General features: G+C 32.2%; 17 protein-coding genes and 1 pseudogene. 1 reads left to right on the top strand and 17 read right to left on the bottom strand.

What is annotated here, in order from left to right:
* Window positions 1–103 precede the first annotated feature (103 nt).
* From J2Z42_RS09380 to J2Z42_RS09415, 8 genes and pseudogenes are all read right to left on the bottom strand, one after another.
* A pseudogene (locus tag J2Z42_RS09380) lies at window positions 104–259 on the bottom strand (chemotaxis protein CheC); the annotation flags it as partial.
* Between the two features lie 12 nt (window positions 260–271).
* The gene (locus tag J2Z42_RS09385; RefSeq protein WP_209702378.1) at window positions 272–2,362 is read right to left on the bottom strand and encodes a chemotaxis protein CheA; all 2,091 of its coding nucleotides are present in this window, start codon (window positions 2,360–2,362) and stop codon (window positions 272–274) included.
* A gap of 12 nt (window positions 2,363–2,374) precedes the next feature.
* Window positions 2,375–3,142 carry a CheR family methyltransferase gene (locus J2Z42_RS09390; protein WP_209702379.1) on the bottom strand — a complete coding sequence of 256 codons (768 nt, stop codon included), beginning with the start codon at window positions 3,140–3,142 and terminating at the stop codon, window positions 2,375–2,377.
* A gap of 4 nt (window positions 3,143–3,146) precedes the next feature.
* Window positions 3,147–4,217, bottom strand: coding sequence for a protein-glutamate methylesterase/protein-glutamine glutaminase (locus tag J2Z42_RS09395; protein ID WP_209702380.1), 1,071 nt, complete (start codon window positions 4,215–4,217; stop codon window positions 3,147–3,149).
* A 29-nt stretch (window positions 4,218–4,246) separates the two neighbouring features.
* The gene (locus J2Z42_RS09400) at window positions 4,247–4,735 is read right to left on the bottom strand and encodes a chemotaxis protein CheD (protein WP_209702381.1); all 489 of its coding nucleotides are present in this window, start codon (window positions 4,733–4,735) and stop codon (window positions 4,247–4,249) included.
* A 22-nt stretch (window positions 4,736–4,757) separates the two neighbouring features.
* Window positions 4,758–5,204, bottom strand: a complete 447-nt coding sequence (locus J2Z42_RS09405; protein WP_209702382.1) for a chemotaxis protein CheW — start codon at window positions 5,202–5,204, stop codon at window positions 4,758–4,760.
* Window positions 5,205–5,249: 45 nt separating this feature from the next.
* Window positions 5,250–7,196 (bottom strand): flagellar assembly protein A, encoded by a 1,947-nt coding sequence (locus J2Z42_RS09410; protein WP_209702383.1) that lies wholly within the window; start codon window positions 7,194–7,196, stop codon window positions 5,250–5,252.
* A 46-nt stretch (window positions 7,197–7,242) separates the two neighbouring features.
* Window positions 7,243–8,067, bottom strand: coding sequence for an aminotransferase class IV (locus J2Z42_RS09415; protein ID WP_245331562.1), 825 nt, complete (start codon window positions 8,065–8,067; stop codon window positions 7,243–7,245).
* 197 nt (window positions 8,068–8,264) lie between these two features.
* On the opposite strand from J2Z42_RS09415, the gene J2Z42_RS09420 reads away from it, so the two are divergent.
* Window positions 8,265–8,909 carry an HAD-IB family hydrolase gene (locus tag J2Z42_RS09420; RefSeq protein ID WP_209702384.1) on the top strand — a complete coding sequence of 215 codons (645 nt, stop codon included), beginning with the start codon at window positions 8,265–8,267 and terminating at the stop codon, window positions 8,907–8,909.
* A 30-nt stretch (window positions 8,910–8,939) separates the two neighbouring features.
* Here J2Z42_RS09420 and J2Z42_RS09425 read toward each other — a convergent pair whose 3' ends face one another.
* The 9 genes from J2Z42_RS09425 to J2Z42_RS09465 form a co-directional block, all read right to left on the bottom strand.
* Window positions 8,940–9,284 carry a DUF1292 domain-containing protein gene (locus J2Z42_RS09425; RefSeq protein ID WP_209702385.1) on the bottom strand — a complete coding sequence of 115 codons (345 nt, stop codon included), beginning with the start codon at window positions 9,282–9,284 and terminating at the stop codon, window positions 8,940–8,942.
* Between the two features lie 174 nt (window positions 9,285–9,458).
* Entirely contained in the window at window positions 9,459–13,004 is a 3,546-nt protein-coding gene (gene nifJ, locus J2Z42_RS09430; RefSeq protein WP_209702386.1) for a pyruvate:ferredoxin (flavodoxin) oxidoreductase, read from the bottom strand.
* A gap of 534 nt (window positions 13,005–13,538) precedes the next feature.
* Window positions 13,539–14,606 carry an undecaprenyldiphospho-muramoylpentapeptide beta-N-acetylglucosaminyltransferase gene (gene murG, locus J2Z42_RS09435; protein WP_209702387.1) on the bottom strand — a complete coding sequence of 356 codons (1,068 nt, stop codon included), beginning with the start codon at window positions 14,604–14,606 and terminating at the stop codon, window positions 13,539–13,541.
* 17 nt (window positions 14,607–14,623) lie between these two features.
* Window positions 14,624–16,402 carry a single-stranded-DNA-specific exonuclease RecJ gene (recJ, locus tag J2Z42_RS09440; protein ID WP_209702388.1) on the bottom strand — a complete coding sequence of 593 codons (1,779 nt, stop codon included), beginning with the start codon at window positions 16,400–16,402 and terminating at the stop codon, window positions 14,624–14,626.
* A 13-nt stretch (window positions 16,403–16,415) separates the two neighbouring features.
* Window positions 16,416–17,645 carry a M16 family metallopeptidase gene (locus tag J2Z42_RS09445; protein WP_209702389.1) on the bottom strand — a complete coding sequence of 410 codons (1,230 nt, stop codon included), beginning with the start codon at window positions 17,643–17,645 and terminating at the stop codon, window positions 16,416–16,418.
* A gap of 3 nt (window positions 17,646–17,648) precedes the next feature.
* Window positions 17,649–18,221 carry a DJ-1 family glyoxalase III gene (locus tag J2Z42_RS09450; RefSeq protein WP_209702390.1) on the bottom strand — a complete coding sequence of 191 codons (573 nt, stop codon included), beginning with the start codon at window positions 18,219–18,221 and terminating at the stop codon, window positions 17,649–17,651.
* A gap of 154 nt (window positions 18,222–18,375) precedes the next feature.
* Window positions 18,376–19,872, bottom strand: coding sequence for a glycerol kinase GlpK (gene glpK / locus J2Z42_RS09455; protein WP_209702391.1), 1,497 nt, complete (start codon window positions 19,870–19,872; stop codon window positions 18,376–18,378).
* Window positions 19,873–19,962: 90 nt separating this feature from the next.
* Window positions 19,963–20,523 carry a glycerol-3-phosphate responsive antiterminator gene (locus J2Z42_RS09460; RefSeq protein WP_439897325.1) on the bottom strand — a complete coding sequence of 187 codons (561 nt, stop codon included), beginning with the start codon at window positions 20,521–20,523 and terminating at the stop codon, window positions 19,963–19,965.
* Window positions 20,524–20,626: 103 nt separating this feature from the next.
* On the bottom strand, window positions 20,627–21,331 hold the full coding sequence (locus J2Z42_RS09465; RefSeq protein ID WP_209702442.1) for an MIP/aquaporin family protein: 705 nt from the start codon (window positions 21,329–21,331) through the stop codon (window positions 20,627–20,629).
* Window positions 21,332–21,464 lie beyond the last annotated feature (133 nt).

Below are 21,464 nucleotides of genomic sequence, written 5' to 3' on the forward strand. Positions count from 1 at the left end.
TTTTAGGAATAATGTCTTCCTCTAAGAGTTATCTGCACAAAAATAACATAACCAATATTTTTGAGCCAGCTTGAAATTAGTTTCCGAGCTTACTCCTATTAAATATTTTCTCAAGAGGTACTATGTTTATAAAAGGAACATTCATATCTACTTTTTTATTTAAAAGTTGTGATAATGCTGTTGCAGCATTTCCTGTACCTATATTGGCAACTTCTTTCAGTGCATCGATTTGTATTGAAGTAAGACTGTTATAATCCATTTTCTATCCTCCTTAAACAAGAGATGCAACATCTAATATCAATGTTACAAACCCGTCTCCAAGTATTGTAGCACCTATATATTCCTTCATTCCATTAAGAGTTTTTCCAAGAGGCTTTATAACAATTTCCTTTTGTCCAAGTAATGAATCTACCATAAGCCCTACAGTTTTTTCTCCTACTTTAACTATAACTATATAATTTTTAGCTTCATCTGATTTTTCAAGTCCTAATTTATCATACAGCCTTATAAATGGTATTACATTGCCATTATAGATTATAATTTCTTTGTTGTTTGACATCTTTATCAAGTCATCACTATAATCTATAACTCTGTCTATGTAGCCAAGAGATATTGCCATTGTTTCATTTCCTACTTTTACCAGAAGGGCCTGAATTATTTGAAGGGTAAGTGGAAGCCTTATTATAAATGATGATCCTTTCCCTTCTTCACTTATAAGATCTACTGTACCATTCAAGGAAGATATTTTGTTTTTTACAACATCCATACCAACTCCTCTTCCTGATATATCAGTTACCTTTTTATTAGTGCTGAATCCTTCTAGGAATATTAAATTTTTAATATCACTTTCAGACATATTTTCAGTATTTATTCCAATACTCTCAGCTTTTTCTCTAACTTTTTCTACATTTATTCCTGCTCCATCGTCTTCTACTTTTATTACTGCCTTAGTTCCTTCCTGATATGCAATGAGCTTTACTTTTCCTACAGGGTCCTTGCCTGCTTTAATTCTCTCTTCTTTCGACTCAATACCATGATCTGCTGCATTTCTTATAAGATGGAGTAGTGGATCTCCAATTTCATCTATTACCGTCCTGTCGAGCTCTGTATCTGCTCCTTGAATAATAAGTTCCATATCTTTGTTAAGTTCTACAGACAAGTCTCGTATAAGCCTTGGAAATCTATTGAATACTGTGTCAAGAGGAAGCATCCTTATTTTCATAACCAGATCCTGAAGATCCGATGTAGTTCTTGCTACCTGTTCCAGTGTTTCATTTAATTCTGGAGATTTATAATTACTGCTTATCTGTTCCAATCTTGTCCTGTGTATTACAAGTTCAGAAACCATGTTCATAAACTTGTCCAGTCTTTCAAGATCAACCCTTACAGACTGATGTATCTTTTTGTGTGGCTTTGGTTTTTTGCCTTTAGTGTCTGCAGGCTTTGGTTTTATATTCTGGGATTTATTATCTGATTTATCAGCAACCTTATCATTGACTTTAGCTTTTATTTCATCAGCCTTTTTGCTTTGTTCTTCTATTTTGTTTTTCTTTTCTGTTTCAATATCTACATTTTCCACAATAACATTTGCCACTTCAGATATACCTAATATTATATCCTTTATTTCATCCAGCTGCTTTTCAGTTAAAATTACAAGATTTATTTCAAATTCAAAATTTTCATTTTCCAGATCTTCTGCACTTGGAACTGACTTAATTATTTCTCCTACTTCTTCAAGACTTTTGAATATTAAAAATGCTCTTGCAGATTTTAAAAGTGTTGTTTCGCTTAAAGTTATTTTTATCTGATAAGCATTATAATCCTTATCCTTTGCCTGTTTAATTACATTTATGTCATATTCATTCAATTCAACTACATAATCTGATGCTTTTTCATCATCACTGGCTTCGGAACTTTTCTTATCACCAGTTTTTTCTTTAGTTTCTTCTTTTTTTCCTAAATCCTCTTCTGCTCCCTTTTCTCCCTTGTTTGCTATATTTTCAAGCTCGTCCATAATTTCTTGAATTGGAACTTGATCGTCTACCTCATCCTCTATATTCTTTAACATCTTCTCCAGTGTGTCAAGACATTTAAACAAAACTGTAACTACATTTTGAGTTACTTTAAGATCTCCATTTCTAAATTCTGTCAATACATCTTCCATTTTGTGAGTAAGTTCTGCCATATCATTAAATCCCATAGTAGCAGACATTCCCTTTATAGTATGTGCAACTCTAAAAATTTCATTTACTTTATCTATGTTATCAGGTTCCTGTTCAAGTTGAAGTAAAGAATCATTTAAAGTTTGTAAATTATCCATTCCTTCTTCTAAAAACATAGACATATACTGAGATGTATCCATTTTACTCCCTCCTTATAACTTTCTATATATAAATGTAGAGGCTTTTTCAAAACCATACTCTCTATAATTATATATGCTTTCAGTAGCTCCAACAAATAATAATCCTCCAGTTTTTAAAGACTCACTAAATTTTTTATAGATTTTATCTTTTATATCCTGGTTAAAATATATCACTACATTTCTACATATTATAAGATCAAAGTTACTTTCATAATTATCTAATATGAGATCATGTTTTTTAAAAGTAACCCATCTTTTTATTTTACTACTTATGATATATTTATCGTCTTTTTTAGTAAAATATTTATCTAAATATTCATTTTTAACATTTTTTACTTCTGAATCTACATATTCGCCATTCTTTGCTCTCTCAATTATAGTATTATCTATATCTGTAGCAATTATTTTATGATTCCCAGATGGAGACAACTCATTTAAATAAATTGCAACTGAATAAGGTTCTGCCCCAATTGAACAAGCCGCACTCCATATCTTAAGCGAATTGCCACTTTTCAAGAGGTCACTGCTTAATTTCACCTTAATTTCTTCAAATATTTCGGGATTTCTAAAAAATTCAGATACATTTATAGTTATAAAGTCCAAAAACTTCTGCCTTTGCGAAGCATCTTTTTTTAAAAGATCTATATACTCATCTATGCTGCCTACTCCAACTCTCGACATCAAACTGTTTATCCTTCTGTGCAGTTGGTTTGGCTTATATGCTGATAAATTTATATTAAATTCTTTTAGTACCCATTTTTCAAAATACTCCATATCCATAAGTCTACCCCCTGTTAAGTGATACTAATTTTATTAATTCATCTGCTATGTTATCTAATTTCAATACCATATCCACTTTTCCAGTAGCGTATGCTGCCTTTGGCATACCATAAATGGTACATGTTGATTCATCTTCAGATATAGTAATTCCTCCATTGTCCTTTATTTTTGCAGTACCTTCTGCCCCATCCTTTCCCATACCGGTTAGAATTACACTTACAATATTTTTTCCGTAAACTTTAGAAGCCGATAAAAAAAGTTTGTCAACAGCAGGTCTTACACCCCAAATTGGTGGTTCTTTATTCAAATGTATCTTTTTATCATTTCCTAACTCCATATGAAGTCCACCCGGTGCAATATATATCGTATTTGGATATATAAGCATATTATCCTCAGCTTCTACCACTTTCTGATATGAATTATTATTCAGCCTCTCTGCAAAAGCTTTTGTAAAACCTTCTGGCATATGCTGCACTACAAAAGTAGGTATATTAAAATTATCAGGCAGTTTGGTTAAAACAGAATAAAGTGCTTTTGGACCGCCTGTAGAAGCTCCAATTACTATAGCTCCTATATTTCGTCTTTTTTCTCTATTATGCATATGTAAATTTTCAGAAACAAAAGTTGTACTATTTACACAAGTTTTTTTTATATTAGATGTTTTATATGCCATTTTTATTCTTTCAATCAACTTTTCTTTTATTTTATTTATGTCAATAGAAATACTTCCAGATGGTTTTGATACAAAGTCAAAAGCACCTGAGTGAAGGCATTCCATAGTAAGCTCTGTTCCCTGTTTTGAAATACTGCTTAAAACTATAGTAGGTATATTTATATTTTTTTCCTTCATTTGTTTTAAAGCTTTTAATCCATCTATTTTAGGCATTTCTATATCCAAGGTTATTACATCTGGAGTATTATGACCTGATTGGAAAGCCTGCAGTTTTTCAAGTAAATCTTCACCATTTCTGGCTGTTCCAATAACTTCCATGTCTTTTTCTTCATTTATCATATCAGAAATAAATTTTCTCATAAGTGCTGAATCATCTACTACTAAAATTTTTATTTTTTTCAACTCACTCACTCCAATAATTTTAATGCCATTTACAATTCTTTAATGCCCATTCCAACTGTCTTTATTTTTACCGATCCATCATAAGTATCGAATATCATTGTTCTGCCTTTATTTCCACCTAAATCTTCTGCCAATATTGGAATGGAATATTTATTTAAAATTTCCTTTACCGATTTTCCATTTCTGTTTCCCACATCCATTATCATGCTCTTATCTGAAAAATTAAACATTGAGGCTCCACCAGCTATTTTAGATTTCAAGTTTCTCTTGTTTACACCTAATTTTTCTAATTTTTCTATAAGCATAGGTATTGCTAAGTCTGCAAACTTCATAGGATTCTTGACATTTTTAAATTGTGTGCTGTCAGGAAGCATTATATGTGCAAGCCCTCCTATACATTTGATTCTGTCATACATAACTATACCAATACATGATCCAAGTCCAATCGTCATAATTACATCAGGAGAAGCGGCAGTATTCATATCTGCAATTCCAACCTTTATATCCTTTTTATCCATAATATTGCACCTTTCAATTAAATTATATAAGCTGCTTTTCTTCCTCAGTTAATATTTTAGAAAGATTTAAAAGTATTATAATTTTATCCTCTATTTTTATTAAACCTTTTATATATCTCTTAGATATTCCAGATACAATGTCCGGTGGTGCTTCAATTTTGGATTCATCCACAGCTCTTACTTCTGATACCACATCAACTATAATTCCTATTTTATTTTCATCCTGTTTTGTTACAATAATCTTAGAATCCTCTTTGTTTGCACTATCCTCTATTTTAAATTTTTTTGTTAAGGATATAACTGGAAGTATATTTCCTGCATAATTAATGACACCTTCTACAAAATCCGGTGAATCTGGAATTTTTGTAGTTTCTTCATAACCTAATATTCTTTCTATTTCCATAATATCTGTAGCATAATATTCTTCATTTATACTAAATACCAATACTTTTAATTCTTTTTCGCTCATTTTCATCCTCCTAACCTAGTCTATAAATATACATTATTCTATTTATTATAACATTAACTTATCTACTACTATATTACCATCTTTTATATATGCATGCACATTTTTACATGGTAAATCAAGTACTATTTGTTTTGGTCCTATTTTAAATATAGTATTGTGATAAGCTATATCTGCCCATATATCTCCACTGCCTGCCAATTCAAGTTTTGTTGTAACTCCTGCTACACTTCCTACAGTTTTGCATTTTATTTCATTTAAAGCCTTGAGACATCCTCCTCTGGCTACAGATCTGTCTTGAATAAATTGAATAGATTTATTTGCAGTAATGTTTGAAATATATTCTCCCTTGCTTGTCACTATTACATCGCCTGAACTTTCTATAGTTGAATCCTGACAATATGAAATGACAACTTTTACAGGTAATTTCAAAGCATTCTTCAATATGCCTATCTTTAAATCGGCACATTTTACTATCTCACCCAGTTCAGAATAATCTTTAATGCTTATAGGTGCCATCCCCATGAGTTTTGACCTTATAAGTTTAACCAGAGTATCCTGTTTTTTATAATCACTATACTGAACACTTAAATCTGAAATTATATCTATACATAATTTAATTATATTCTTGAATTTATTTTCTAAAAGTACTTTTATTATTTCTCCATCTCTTTTATTCTGTCCAAGTAAATTATATGTTTTTATTTCATTAACTGCACTCATCAAATTATTAATATTCTCATTGAATTTTTCTAGATGCTCTAATGATTTTATTTTTTTTACATCTTCACCGCCGCCGCATATTTTTGAACCTACTATGCTTCCCTTTACAAGTATGTCTCCTCTTGCAATCAAAATTGATCTCTCAACGTCCTTGTCTACTATAAGGTTGTTTCCACATTCTATTTTCATATTTTCTTTTACACTGCCATGTATTGCTACATTTCCCATAAAGCATACATTTCCTGTACTCAAATCCACATCATTGTTCAATTCATGAACTTGCTGTACATAAAATGTATTTCCTTTATATGAAGGCTTTCCAGCAATTAAAGCTATAATGCTTTCATCCTTAAGTACGCATCCTGTCCCAGATTTCATATTGATTTCTTTTCCCTTCTTGCAATTCAATACTTTACCTGTAACATCACAGCCGTTTTCTCCATCTTTCCCTTTATGGCGTACAGCCAACACATCATTTTTCTTTACAGAATTTACAAAGCCAATACTTTTGAAATCTATGTTGCCAACCTTATCTTCTTTTAAGTTGGAGGATGTTTTAAATTTAATTTCTATAACATCATCTTTTCCATCTATTACATTCTTGCCTTTTGCTATTAATACTTTTTGGTCAGTATGACCTTCTATAACTTTTTCTAAATTTTCCTGTATTAGTCCATAAACTATCTTGTTCTTCGAAAGTTCCTGCTTTAATTCACTTTCTGTATATTTTGGCGGATCAATTTTTTCTTTTTCACAGGTTTCCAGCATTACCTTATTGCTCTCTTCTGTATCTTTAAGTTCATATATAATCTTAGGAATGTAAACTACCCCGGCATAGACCTCCATCCTGTCATCAGACATATATATGTTTAACTCTCTTCTAGCTTCATTTTCAGGAAGATGCACTTCTATTTTGCTATCTTTAAATACTTTTACATCGTTCTGCACATCATTTCCATCTACTACAACTGTCATATCCCTAGGTTTTACTATAGTTGCCGGATTTCCACCTTCTTCAGGATCTTTTACAATTATTTTGCCATCAATTATTTTTAAAGTACCATTTTTCTCACATATATTTTTTTCTTCAGTTTTAGTTTCTCTAACGTCATCTTTATCTTCTACTTCGACTTCTATAACTACCCTTTTTCTAATAATATAATTTTTACGTTCCACTACTCTGTACTTTAATTTATCTTTTTCTATATTTAACTCTTTAAATGCACTTTCAAGACAATCTTCTAATGAATTCCCCCTGAATAATTTTTTCATAATTTATCCTCCACTTAAAATATTTTAATTGCAGAATACAACTATACTAAAGGATAAGATTCTTTATATTATTTTCTACCTTTATGTCATAATTTTTCATTATTTCATTCACAATTTTATTTTGTGAAGATCTAAACTGAAAATTGTCCACAAGTTTTACGGGTAATACTTTAGGGGACGTTCCACATATAAAAAGTGCATCAAATTCATCTATATCATTATGATTAATTTTCTTTTCTATTACATTAATGTTCATTTCCCCACATATTTCAAGTATAACCTGCCTTGTAGTCCCTGGCAAGACTTGCTCCAATGGTGCAGTAATCAATCTGTCACCTTTTACAAAGAAAACGTTTGATCTGCTTCCTTCAGTTATATAACCTTTTTTATCCACTAATATAGCTTCATATACATTCTTCTTTTTTATTCGAATATCTACGAGTTTTCTAAAGTCCACATTTATAATTTTTGCATTTGGATTTTCTCTTTCTGCAGAATATAAAATAGTGTCAACTCCATTTTTATAATCTTCTGTATCTGGATAATGATGTTCAATAAAATATGCGAAAAAATTATTTTCATCGTTGAAATTAAATACAATTTTTATATTTCCTATATTGATGTTATTTACTTCTATGAGTTTTAATATGTTCTTTTTTACTTTTTCAATGCTAAGCCAAAGTTTTAAATTAGCAACCTTAGCAGAATTTTTCATTCTAGCCATATGCTTTTCCAAAAACAGCGGTTTAGCATCTATTATACGTATTACTTCATACAGTGATCTTCCTGTTTTTATTTCTTTATCATTAAATTCGTGTGAATGTTTTATATCATCATTTAACATAAAAAACTCATTAGTGCATTTATCCAATTCAAGTCACCTCAATATTATTTTATCATTAGATTACTATATATGTTAAATTTAATGTTATACTATATTTATATTTTATCATTATCGCATATGTAATTTCTACATTATTCATATTTAATTACATATTATATTAAAATATTTATTTTTTTAGTTATTCAGTAAAATAATACATGTAGACTAAATTAGGAGTGATTTACTTGGAAAAACTTGCAATATTTGATGTGGATTTTACTTTGACAAAAAGAGAAACTTTGCTGGAATTTTATATATTCATGATTGGAAAACACCCAAAATTGATATTACACGCACCAAAAGCGCTATTTGCTTCAATTTTATTTTTAAGTGGAATTTTTAATGCAAAAAAAACAAAGGAAATATTTATTTCTTTCATAAATGGAATAAGTCAGTCTGAAATGGATTCTCTGGCAAAAGAATTTTACGATACAAGATTGAGTAAAATATTTTATAGAGATGCTGTAAATGAAATTAAAAAATTAAAAAATAATGGCTTTAAAATATATCTAATATCAGCTTCAGCAGAATTTTATTTGAAAGAACTATACAATATAAATGAAGTTGACAAAATCATAGGTACTATTTTTTCAGTGGAAAAAGGAAAATATTCAAGTAAAATTGTAGGTGAAAATTGTAAAGGACATGAAAAAGTCATCAGGCTAAAAAATTATTTGAAAAGCAAAAATATAGATGTTGATTTTGATAATTCATATATGTTTTCCGATTCTCTTTCGGATCTTCCATTATTTAATCTTGTAGGAAATCCATATCTTATAAATTTCAGAAAAAAAGACAGTATGGGAATTAAAGTTTTGAACTGGAAATAAGGGGCTGCTGCACTATGCAGCAGTCACTAATTAATCTTCCTGAAGGCTGTCATAATAGGCAGAAACTCTTTCAAATTCATCATCATCAGGAATTACAAGTTCACCTACATCTCCCTCTCCAACTACTTTAAATAAATATACACTTTCATTTTCAGGATTTTCAACCACAGCATATTCATTTTCTTCAAATTTAAATCCATCTACAACTTCACAAGAAACTGTTTTCCCTTCTTCATCTTCTATATCAACCATTAGTGGTTCATGATCACCACATCCACATCCGCATCCACAGTCATCTCCGTGCTCGTCATGGCCGCACCCGCATTCTTCTACCGGTTTATCTAAATTATAATCCTTGTACTGTTCTTTATCCATAATTAACTATATCCTCCAAATTCAATTTTATAAATAGAATTTGTTAGATATTTACACCTCCTTTTTTGTGTTATGTTATAATTTTACCCTCAATCACAAAATAATAAAAGTGTTTTTTTGTATTTAATTAATTTTTATAAAAAAAGAGGAGTCACAATTGACTCCTCTTTCTTATTATTTATAAAGTTCTACTAATCTTAATAAATGTTCATAACGGTCTTTTGCAGACTTTTCGGATTCATCGAATAATTTCTCTGCACGATCAGGGAATGCACGTTTCAAACGAGTATAACGTGTTTCATTATTCAAGAAGTCCTGATAAGTTCCATCACCTGGTTTAGATGTAAGAGTGAATGGATTCTTTCCTTCAGCTTTAAGAGCAGGATTAAAGGAGAATAGATTCCAGTATCCAGCTTTTACAGCTTTCTTCATCTCATCCTGGCAGTGGTTCATGCCGCCTTTAACTCCGTGAAGTTCACAAGGTGCATATCCAATGATAAGTGATGGTCCGTTGTAAGCTTCTGCTTCAGCAATAACCTTAACAGCCTGAGCTGGGTTAGCACCAAGAGCAATTTGTCCTACATATACGTATCCATAGCTCATAGCTATTTCAGCAAGACTCTTCTTACCAACTTCTTTACCAGCAGCAGCGAACTGACAAACTTCACCGATGTTAGAAGCCTTTGAAGCCTGTCCACCTGTATTTGAGTACATTTCTGTATCGAATACCATAACATTTACGTTTTCTCCAGAAGCTAGTACATGGTCAAGTCCACCGAATCCGATATCGTATGCCCATCCGTCTCCACCAAGAATCCATACTGACTTCTTAGCAAGGTACTGTTTCTTATCAAGTACATCTTTAGAAAGATCGCAGCCTGCAGCAGCAGATTTTTCAAGCTGAGCTATTAATGCATCAGCAGCAGCTGTATTTTCTGTTGTACTATCTTTTGTTTCTATAAACTTCTTAGCAGCAGCTTTTACTTCAGCAGATGCTTTATCAGAAGCAGCAATCTTCTCAACCTTAGCTATAGCTTGGTCACGAAGTGTCTTCTGTCCAAGATACATACCAAATCCATGTTCTGCATTATCTTCAAATAATGAGTTAGACCATGCTGGACCCATCTTTGAATCTTTATTAACTGTAAATGGACTTGTTGCAGCAGGACCACCCCAGATAGAAGAACATCCTGTAGCATTTGAAATGTACATATGTTCACCAAATAATTGTGTAATCAAACGAGCATAAGATGTTTCAGCACATCCTGCGCAGCTTCCTGAGAACTCAAGAAGTGGTTGATTAAACTGTGAACCCTTAACTGTAGTATCAGCTGGCATTCCAGGTTTTTTACCTACATTAGCAACTAAGTAATCGAATACTGGCTGCTGGTCTGCCTGTGATTCCTGAGGTACCATCTTGATAGCCTTTGTAGGACAAACAGTAATACATTCTCCGCATCCCATACAATCAAGAGGAGATACACTCATTGTATATTTGTATTCACTAGCCTTTGGCTTAGTATCAGCAACCTTTGTATTTGAAGGAGCTGCTTTTACTTCATCTGCACTCAGCATGAATGGACGAATTGTTGCATGAGAACATACAAATGCACAGTTATTACATTGAATACATTTATCTGCATCCCATTCTGGAACAGTTACAGCAGTACCACGTTTTTCATATGCAGCAGCACCAATTTCGAACTGTCCATCTGGATTTTCTTCAAATGCAGATACAGGAAGACTGTCTCCATCCATAAGTCCAATAGGATTCATAAGATTTTTAACCATCTTAACTGTTTCTGGACGTCCTGTAAGTTCTGGAGCTTTAGCATCTGGTGCTGGATTCTTCCAGGAAGCTGGAACATCTATTTTATGAACAGCATCTACACCGGCATCAATTGCTTTGTAGTTCATTTCTACAACCGCATCGCCCTTTTTGCTATATGATTTCTTAGCAGCAGCTTTCATAAATTTAATAGCATCATCAATTGGCATAACATTTGCTAATTTGAAGAATGCAGATTGAAGAATTGTATTAGTACGTTTACCCATACCAATTTCAATTGCTTTATCAATAGCATTGATTGTATATAACTGGATGTTGTTATCTGCTATGTATTTCTTAGCATCAGCAGTTAACTTAGAATCAAGTTCTTCATCTGACCACTGGCAGTTGATCATGAATGTTCCGCCTGGTTTAACATCCTGAACCATCTTATATCCTTTAACAACATATGATGGGTTATGACATGCAACAAAGTCAGCCTGGTTTATGTAATATGGGCTTCTGATTGGCTTGTCACCAAATCTAAGATGCGATATTGTTACACCACCAGTTTTCTTAGAATCATACTGGAAATATGCTTGTATATATTTATCTGTATGATCACCTAATATCTTTGTTGAGTTCTTGTTAGCACCTACTGTACCATCACCGCCAAGACCCCAGAATTTACATTCTACAGTTCCAGGTGCAGATGTAATAGGAGCTGGTTTAACTTCTGGTAAGCTTAAGTTTGTAACATCATCAACTATACCGATTGTGAAACGAGCTTTTGGAGCATCTTTCTTCAATTCAGTATATACAGCAAATACGCATGAAGGTGGAGTATCCTTAGAACCAAGTCCATAACGTCCGCCTGTTAATACTACGTCATTAAGTCCTGCTTCACGAAGAGTTGTAGCTACATCAAGATATAATGGATCTCCTAATGCTCCTGGCTCTTTTGTACGGTCAAGAACTGCAACTTTCTTAGCTGTCTTAGGTAAAACTTTAAGAAGTCCGTTAGATACCCATGGACGATATAGACGAACTTTAATGATTCCAACTTTTTCTCCCTTAGCTGTCAAGTAATCGATAACTTCTTCAGCTACATCACATATAGATCCCATAGCGATGATGACACGGTCAGCATCAGGAGCTCCATAGTAGTTGAATAAATCATAGTCTGTACCAAGTTTTTCATTTACTTTAGCCATGTATTTTTCAACAACAGCTGGTAAATTATTATAAGTTGTGTTGCTTGCTTCACGGTGTTGGAAGAATACATCTCCATTTTCGTGAGAACCACGCATAGCTGGGTGTTCTGGGTTTAATGCATGTTCACGGAAAGCTTTAACAGCATCCATGTTGCACATTTCTTTAAGATCTTCATAATCCCATTTTTCTATTTTTTGAATTTCATGAGATGTACGGAATCCATCAAAGAAGTTGATGAATGGAACTTTACCTTCGATTGCAGCAAGATGTGCAACTGGGCTTAAATCCATTACTTCCTGTGGGTTTGTTTCAGCGAGCATTGCGAAACCTGTCTGACGACAAGCATATACATCACTATGGTCACCAAATATATTAAGTGACTGAGTAGCAACAGTACGTGCTGATACATCAAATACGCAAGGAAGCTGTTCAGCAGCAATTTTATACATATTAGGAATCATCAAAAGAAGACCCTGTGATGCTGTAAATGTTGTTGTAATAGCTCCAGCAGCAAGAGAACCATGAACAGTTCCTGCAGCACCTGCTTCAGACTCCATTTCTACAACTTTAACCTGATTACCAAAAATATTTTCACGTCCTGCAGCAGACCATTGGTCAATAACATCAGCCATTGGACTTGATGGTGTGATAGGATAGATACCAGCTACTTCAGTAAAAGCATAAGCTACGTGTGCAGCAGCTGTATTACCATCCATTGATTGTTTAGATCTTGACATATAAAATTTCCTCCTTTATTTTTTAAGGTCATTATATTATTGTTCAACAACCTAGTTCAATAATAAAAGCGTATAAAAACCTATTAATCAAAATTTCAATTAATATTACACTTTTATATTACAACAAAAATAAGAATATGTAAATTATAAATTTACCTGTATTAATAAAAATTTTTGTTTGTATACAATTTATGCAGTAAGTACTTTTAAGTGCTTATAGGCTAATTCGTGATCTGTATTAATATTAATGTATAATTATTTCAAAATGACCCTTTATATAGGTAACGTATTCATTTTTTTTGAATGAATTTGCCAATTATATAAACTTATTTATATAATTGTAATGACTGCAAGAGAACAGTCTTCATACCACTTGTAAAACAACATTATAATAATGTCAACTTACATTATAGTATATTCTACATCGTTTTCCTTTTTCCTTCTAAAATAATTAAAAAATATTAATTTTTTCACAAAGTACTTAAAAACATAAAATGTTTGTTATTTATATAACTATTATATCACTATATTCATTTATTTTATACTATATTTATTAATTATATTTATAATTTTATCTACTCCATTGTCGATATTGCTTTTATTCATCTTATTTATATACTCATTTCTACAATTATATAATTCGTCTACCTTATTAACAAGCAGATCTAAGTTCAGTGTATCTTCAGGCAAAACCATGCTATATCCACTCTTTTCAAAAGAAGCCGCATTCAATATCTGGTCTCCACGACTTGATTTTTTAGACAATGGGATAAGAATATTTGGCTTTTTTAAAGCCAGCAGTTCAAATATAGCATTTGCACCCGCTCTTGATATTACAATATCAGCGAAATTCATTATATGAGGCATTTCCTCATTTATATATTCAAATTGTATATATCCAGTTTTTTTAAGCAGTGCGCTGTCTAAATTTCCTTTTCCACATATATGTACCACATTGTATTTTTGAAGAAGTTTATCCAAAGAATTTCTTACCATATCGTTTATAAACTTAGATCCAAGGCTCCCACCTATTATGAGCAGAACAGGTTTGTTATCCCTAAAATCGCATATTCTTCTGCCTATTATTTTACTTCCATTTAAAATTTCTTCTCTAATAGGTGTACCTGTTAAAACTCCTTTTTTGTCTTTTATCTTGTTTAATGATTCAGGAAAAGTAACACAAATTTTATTGCAGTAGGACGCAGATATTCTATTTGCAAGGCCAGGTGTAATGTCTGACTCATGGGCAATTACAGGTATTCTGCTTAAATATGCTGCAATTACAACAGGCACTGATACAAACCCTCCTTTTGAAAATACTATATTGGGTTTCTCCTTTTTCATTATAAAAAAAGCCTGTATAACTCCTTTTAGTACCTTAAATGGATCTGTGAAATTTTTTACGTCAAAATATCTTCTCAATTTTCCACTTGATATTATATTATATTTTATATTTTCAGATTCTATTATCTTTCTTTCAATTCCGTTTTTAGTTCCTATATATTCTATTTCATAGCCCAATTTTCTAAGTTTAGGTACAAGTGCAAGATTTGGAGTTACATGGCCTGCAGAGCCTCCACCTGTCAATATTATTTTTTTCAAAATTAGCTTCCTCCCATTTATTTAGATAATCTAAAATCCTTTATTATTAATTGGATCGAAGTATTTCCATTATAGTTATTAATCGAGGGTGAAAATATAAAATCCATGAATATGTGTCTGAAATTGTTTGTTAAAATTTTATTTAATTCATTGCTTCCATAATTTTTGTTGATTATTTGTTTGAATTTTTCCCCGCCATCAAAACTTATGGCATCCATCTTTTCCATACTGCCTCTCAATCTGCAAAATAATTTTAAAATATTTTTATCTTTTCCCATAAAATATATTCTGAAAACTTCTATATTCTTTTCTGCAAAAATTGGTGTAGAATTGCCTTTGCCAAATGGTTCCAAAGATTTTATGTCATTTATAATTTTAAAATTTATACTTTCTAGTGGAAGCCTTCTATCTATTCTTATTTTTGGAATTAAATCATTCTCGCTCAAATTACAATTGGTATTCAATTGCTTTCTCAATTTTTCTATATTTTCTTCTCTAATAGACATTCCTGCTGCCATCTTATGTCCTCCAAAATTTTCCATAAGGCTGCCGCACTTTGTAAGTTCTTCATACATATTGTACTCTTCTATAGACCTTCCAGAGCCCTTTGCCATAGTTTCGCCTCCGGTCAAAACTATAGAAGGCAGATTATATCTTTCTTTAAGCCTGCCAGCTACTATGCCTGCAATACTTTCATGCACATCTTCTTCATAAACTACAAGTACCTTGTCCTTTTTCAATTGGGATTTTTCAATTTTATCTATTATTTTTTCCAGGCTTTGAGATGTCATATCCTGCCTTTCAATATTCAAATTTCTCAGCTTTTTTGCAAGAGCTGCTGCTGTTTCAGCATCCTGTGCCATGAAAAGTTTTAAAGCAAGTACGGCACTTTCAAGCCTTCCTGCTGCATTTATACAAGGTCCTATAACAAATCCAATATGATATGCTGTTATATTGCCCATTTTAAGAGAATTTTCTTCTATAAGGGCTCTTATACCCGGATTTTTGCTTTTATTTAAAAGCTCTATTCCAATTTTTGTAATAATCCTGTTTTCACCAACCAAATCCACTATATCGCATATGGTTCCAATAGCTGCATATTCAATAAATTTATAAGCTTCTGTTTCATCTATACCCATCTTTCTGTAAAGTACCTGTGCAAATTTAAACGCAACTCCAGCACCACAAAGCATTTTAAATGGATATTTGCATTCTTTCTGCTTTGGATTTATTATAGCATCTGCAGATGGCAGAATAAAAGTCCTGTCATTTTCATCTTTAGATAAAAACGGTATATCATGGTGATCCGTCACAACTACTGTCATTCCAAGTTCCTTTACCCTTTTAATTTCATCAACAGCAGATATGCCATTATCACAGGTTACAATAGTATTATATCCTTCAGAATTCAATTTTTCTATACTGTTTATGTTTATACCATATCCTTCTTTTACTCTATCTGGTATATGATATTTCACATCCGCCCCGCACCTTGAAAGTGCGCTATAAAGTATAAAAGTACTTGTTATTCCGTCAGCATCATAATCTCCATAAATCACAATCCTGTCATTTTTTTTTATTGCCCTGTATATTATATCAGTGCCAACATCCATGTCTTTCATCAAAATAGGATCATGTAATTTGTTTAAATTTGGATTCATAAAGTCATTTATTTCTTTTTCTGCAGTTATTCCTCTATTTGAAAGTATGGATAATAAAAGTTCACTTATACCCGTTCTTCTTGAAAGCTCTTTTGTATTTACTTTGCATCTTCTAAGCATCCATCTTTTATCCAAAGAATTACCCCTCTCATTCACCAATAATCTGTATAGACGGATTGTTTAATATTTTGTTTATTAACAAATATATAAGTTCTCCGGAAATATCTTCAAGTCCATCTATTTCATCATAAAGCTTTTTAAAGTTTCCATACATCAATTCATAAGTTGTGAGTTCTTTGCAAAGTTGAATTGACCTTTCAAGTTTGAGTTTTCTCTTGATTTTTATTCTCTTGCTCATTTTTAATATATTTTCATTATTAAAATATGATTTGTCATTTTTAATTTTATGTATCAGTTCATTTATAGTATATATTGACCTCTCTACTTTTTCTTTAGAAGTTCCCATATTTATTGAAAAGAGCTTTATTCCAGGCTCATTTTTTACATGGCTTCCTATCTCGTAGGCAGCTGCATTTTTAGTCCTTATTTCATTGAATAAAAAGCTGCTGGTACCTTCACCAAAAGCTTCATTAAATAAAAGAAATGCTTTAAATTCTTCTTCTTTTAAACTGCTTATATCAAATATATATTGAATTTTAGTTCCTTCTATACCTGCTAATTTGTTTCTATATGTCCCTGGAATATTCTTTTCATAAAAAATTTCGCTGTCTCTTTTAAAAACAGTGCTATTTTGCTTCCAGTCAGAAAAATACTTTTCCACCAAATTGCATATAAGCTCAAAGTCAAGGGAAGACGAAAAACTAATCACACAATTATCTGGCCTATAAAAAGCTTTATAGAATTTTTTTATTTCATCCAGAGTTATGGATCTTATACTTTTCTCAGAGCCTATTATAATCTCTTTTATCCTTCTATTTTTAAAAGAATTTCTAAAAAGTGTGTCTTCACAATTTTGATACAAATCGCCCTGCCATTCTTTAAGCTCTTCACATATTATATCCATTTCCTCCTTAAATCCTTTCCCCGGAAATAATGGATTTAGAAGAATATCTGAATAAAGTTCAAGTGCGGCATTTAAGTTTTCCCTGAGACAGCTGCCATAATATATTGTATAAGGGAAATTTGTCATGGCATTTTCAAATCCAAATATATCATCGAAGGCAGTGTTTATTTCATTTTCTGTTTTATGCAAGGTGCCTTTAGATATCATGTGTTCAAGTGCATGTGCAGTTCCAAAATGAAAAGTATTTCCTTCATCCACTGCTCCTGCGTTAAATCCTATGCAAAAAGAGGTTACATCTGAAGGTCTATGCTCATATATAAGTTTAATTCCATTTTTTAAAGTACAATATTCCATAATCTATTTACCATAATATCCTTTGACTAAATCAAAAAGTGTAGATTTTTCGACTTTCTTTACAGTTTCTTCATCTGTAAGACTTTCAAGTATCTTAAATGCGAAATAAATTGACATGCCTGCTCCCCTGCTGGTTATTATATTTCCATCTTTTACTACGAAATCTTCTTTATAATTTGCAGCTTCAAATTCATTTTTAAAGTTAGGATTAGAGGTTACAGCTTTCCCTTCAATAATACCTGCCTGTTTAAGTACTATAGGTGCTGCACATATGGCAGATACCATCTTGTTCTTTGAGTTAAACTCCTTAACAAGCTTTATCACGTTCTCATTGTCTCTTAAATTGGCTGCTCCTGGAAGACCTCCTGGAAGTATTACAGCATCATATTCATCTACATCAATATTCTTGATGGATTCATCTGCTTTTATAGTAGTATTCCTTGAACTTGTTTTATATAATTCATCGTCTATAGAACAAATTGTACACTCAACTTTTCCACGTCTTAATATATCTACAGGAGTCAAAGCTTCAATATCTTCAAAACCTTCTGCTAATAAAACTACTGCCTTTTTCATAAATTCATCACACTTCCTACATTATAATTAATTCACAAATATATCTCTTATAATATTATAATTATTATCACTGTGTTTTACAAATTAAAAAAACTGCCAATGTCCTTGTAAAAGAACATTGGCAAGTTTTATATATCAAACATAACAAAGTATATTATTTATTAGAAGCCCATCCCATGGACCTTTTTACCGCCTCATGCCAGCCTGACAAAAGTTTTTCTCTCTTTCCTTCTTCAAAATTAGGTGTAAAACTTTTAGATATTGCCCAATTTTTAGTTACATCTTCTCTGCTGTTCCAGTATCCTACTGCAATTCCTGCAAGATATGCCGCACCAAGAGCTGTAGTTTCTATAACCTTAGGTCTATCTACTTGAACATTTAATATATCAGATTGAAATTGCATCAAGAAATTATTTGCACATGCTCCACCATCAACTTTAAGAGCCTTAAGTTCTATTCCAGAATCTTCCTCCATAGCTTTAAGCACATCATAAGTCTGATAAGCAAGTGATTCTACTGTAGCTCTGATAAAATGCTCTTTTTTAGTTCCTCTTGTAATTCCTACCATCGTTCCTCTTGCGTATTGATCCCAGTAAGGAGCACCAAGTCCTACAAATGCAGGTACCAGATAAACTCCGCCAGTGTCTTCTACTGCTTCACAATATTTTTCGGATTCAGGAGCAGACTTAAGCATTCTAAGTTCATCTCTTAGCCATTGAATAGAAGCACCTCCTATAAATATACTTCCTTCAAGTGCATATTCAACTTTGCCATCTATTCCAACAGCTATAGTTGTAATAAGTCCGTTTTGGGATTCTACTGCTTTTTCTCCTGTATTCATAAGTAAAAAGCATCCTGTACCATAAGTATTTTTTGCCATACCAGGTTTAAAGCATGTTTGTCCAAATAAAGCAGCCTGCTGATCACCAGCATCACCTGCTATAGGAATTTTTACACCAAACAAACTCTCTGAACTCTCTCCATAAACACAGCTTGATGGTTTTACTTCTGGAAGCATTGATTCAGGAATGTCGAAAATTTCAAGAAGTTCCTTGTCCCATTTCAATTCATGTATATTAAAAAGCATAGTCCTTGAAGCATTTGTATAATCGGTTACATGTACCTTTCCTTTTGTCAGATTCCATATAAGCCATGTATCCACATTTCCAAATATCAAATTTCCTCTCTCAGCTTCTCTTCTCGCAGTTGGTACATTATCAAGTATCCACTTTATTTTAGTAGCTGAAGAATATGCATCCAGTACAAGACCAGTTTTTTCTTTTATTGTTTTTCCAACGCCTTTTTCCCTGAGCTCATCACAATATTCTGCTGTTCTTCTACACTGCCAAACTATAGCATTATATATTGGGAGTCCTGTTCTTCTATCCCATACAATAGTTGTTTCTCTTTGATTTGTTATACCTATAGCTTCTATGTCCTCGGCTTTTATGTTTGATTTAAAAAGAGCCTCTGTAGCTACTCCAAATTGTGTAGCCCAAATTTCCATAGGATCGTGTTCTACCCATCCACTTTCCGGATATATCTGTTTGAATTCTTTCTGAGACGTACTTACAGGCAGCCCATTCTCATTGAATAATATACACCTTGAACTTGTGGTTCCTTGATCTAACGCCATAATATACTTTGCCATATTTATTCCTCCTCTATATACTCTCATATTCCCAAAATCTTATAACGTTTTCAAATTTTAGTACAAAAAGCCAGTTTAATGAATTTAATATTATAAATTCCACAATGTGCTGTCAGTAGTTGAAACTGCTACAGCTCCAGATGATAATGCATCCATAACATCTTTTTTCTTTGTTATAAGTCCTCCTGCAATTATTGGAACTTTTACTTCTCTCTCTATCACACTTATTATCTTATTTGCCACACCAGGCATAACTTCCACTGCTGTAGGATTTGTTTCATGAATACTTCTTATTCCTGTTTTAAGGGAAAGTGAATCTATTGCAAATATTCTCTGTATGGCATATAAATTAAGGTGATTTGCGTATCTTATATTTGAAGCTTTCGTGCTTATTATTCCATCTGTTCTTACTGAATCTTTTATAAAACGTATAGCTGCCTGGTCACCTCTAAGACCTTCTACCAAGTCAAGATGAACAAATACAAGTTTTCCATTTTCTTTAAGTTTGCTGCATATATCTTTTATGCTGAGTATATCTCCATACAATATAAACACTATATTGGCATTGCTGAGTATAGCTTTTTCCAAATCATTATCATTTCTTATTGCAGCTATAACAGGATTTTCTATTAAAGTTTCCTTAAGTTTAATCATATATACCTCTTTTAATCCAATTATTTTAATAATTAACTATTAATTAAACTTATAATACTTTATATTTATAATTAATTCAATATATAGTAACAACTTGCTATTAGAATATTAGTGTAAATACAAGAGCTCCTACTATTCCACCTGCTATTGGTCCTAAAACTGGAATTAATGCATATGACCAATCTGAATCACCTTTACCTGCAATAGGAAGTACTGCATGTGCAATTCTTGGTCCCAAGTCTCTTGCTGGGTTTATAGCATATCCTGTAGGTCCACCAGCAGAAAGTCCTAATGCCCATATTATAAAAGTTACAAAAAGTGTTCCAAATCCAGCTGCTGTATGCTGAATACCTATTCCAAGAATTCCAAATACAAGTGTAGCTGTTCCTAAAAATTCTGTTATAAAGTTTGCTGGTAAATTTCTTATAGCTGGTGCTGTACAGAATATACCAAGCTTGGCTGCCTTATCTTCTGTCTGTTCCCAATGTGGCAAGTAACTAAGCCAAACAAGTACAGCTCCTGCAAATGCTCCAAGCATTTGAGCACATATATATGGGAAAACCTCAGATGCAGGAAACTTTCCTATTACTGCAAGGGCAATAGTAAGAGCCGGATTAAAATGTGCCCCACTTACTCCTCCAAAGATGTAAGCCGGTATACCAACTGCAAATGCCCAGCCGGCAGTTATTACAATCCATCCACTATTCTGTCCTTTGCTCTTTGTAAGAGTACAGTTGGCACATACTCCGTCTCCAAGATAAATCAAAATCATGGTACCTACAAACTCAGCTATTAATTTTGTCATTAACATTATATCTTCCTCCTCGCATATCTTTTTAGCAGTTAATGTATATGTGATTACTTTTTAATTACAATCGATTACAGAAAGCTTAAAAAATTCACATAAAAAGAGCCAATTTTAATAAAGCTATCTAAAG

This window comes from Clostridium algifaecis, assembly GCF_017874415.1.
GTDB classification, from domain to species: Bacteria; Bacillota; Clostridia; order Clostridiales; family Clostridiaceae; genus Clostridium_B; species Clostridium_B algifaecis.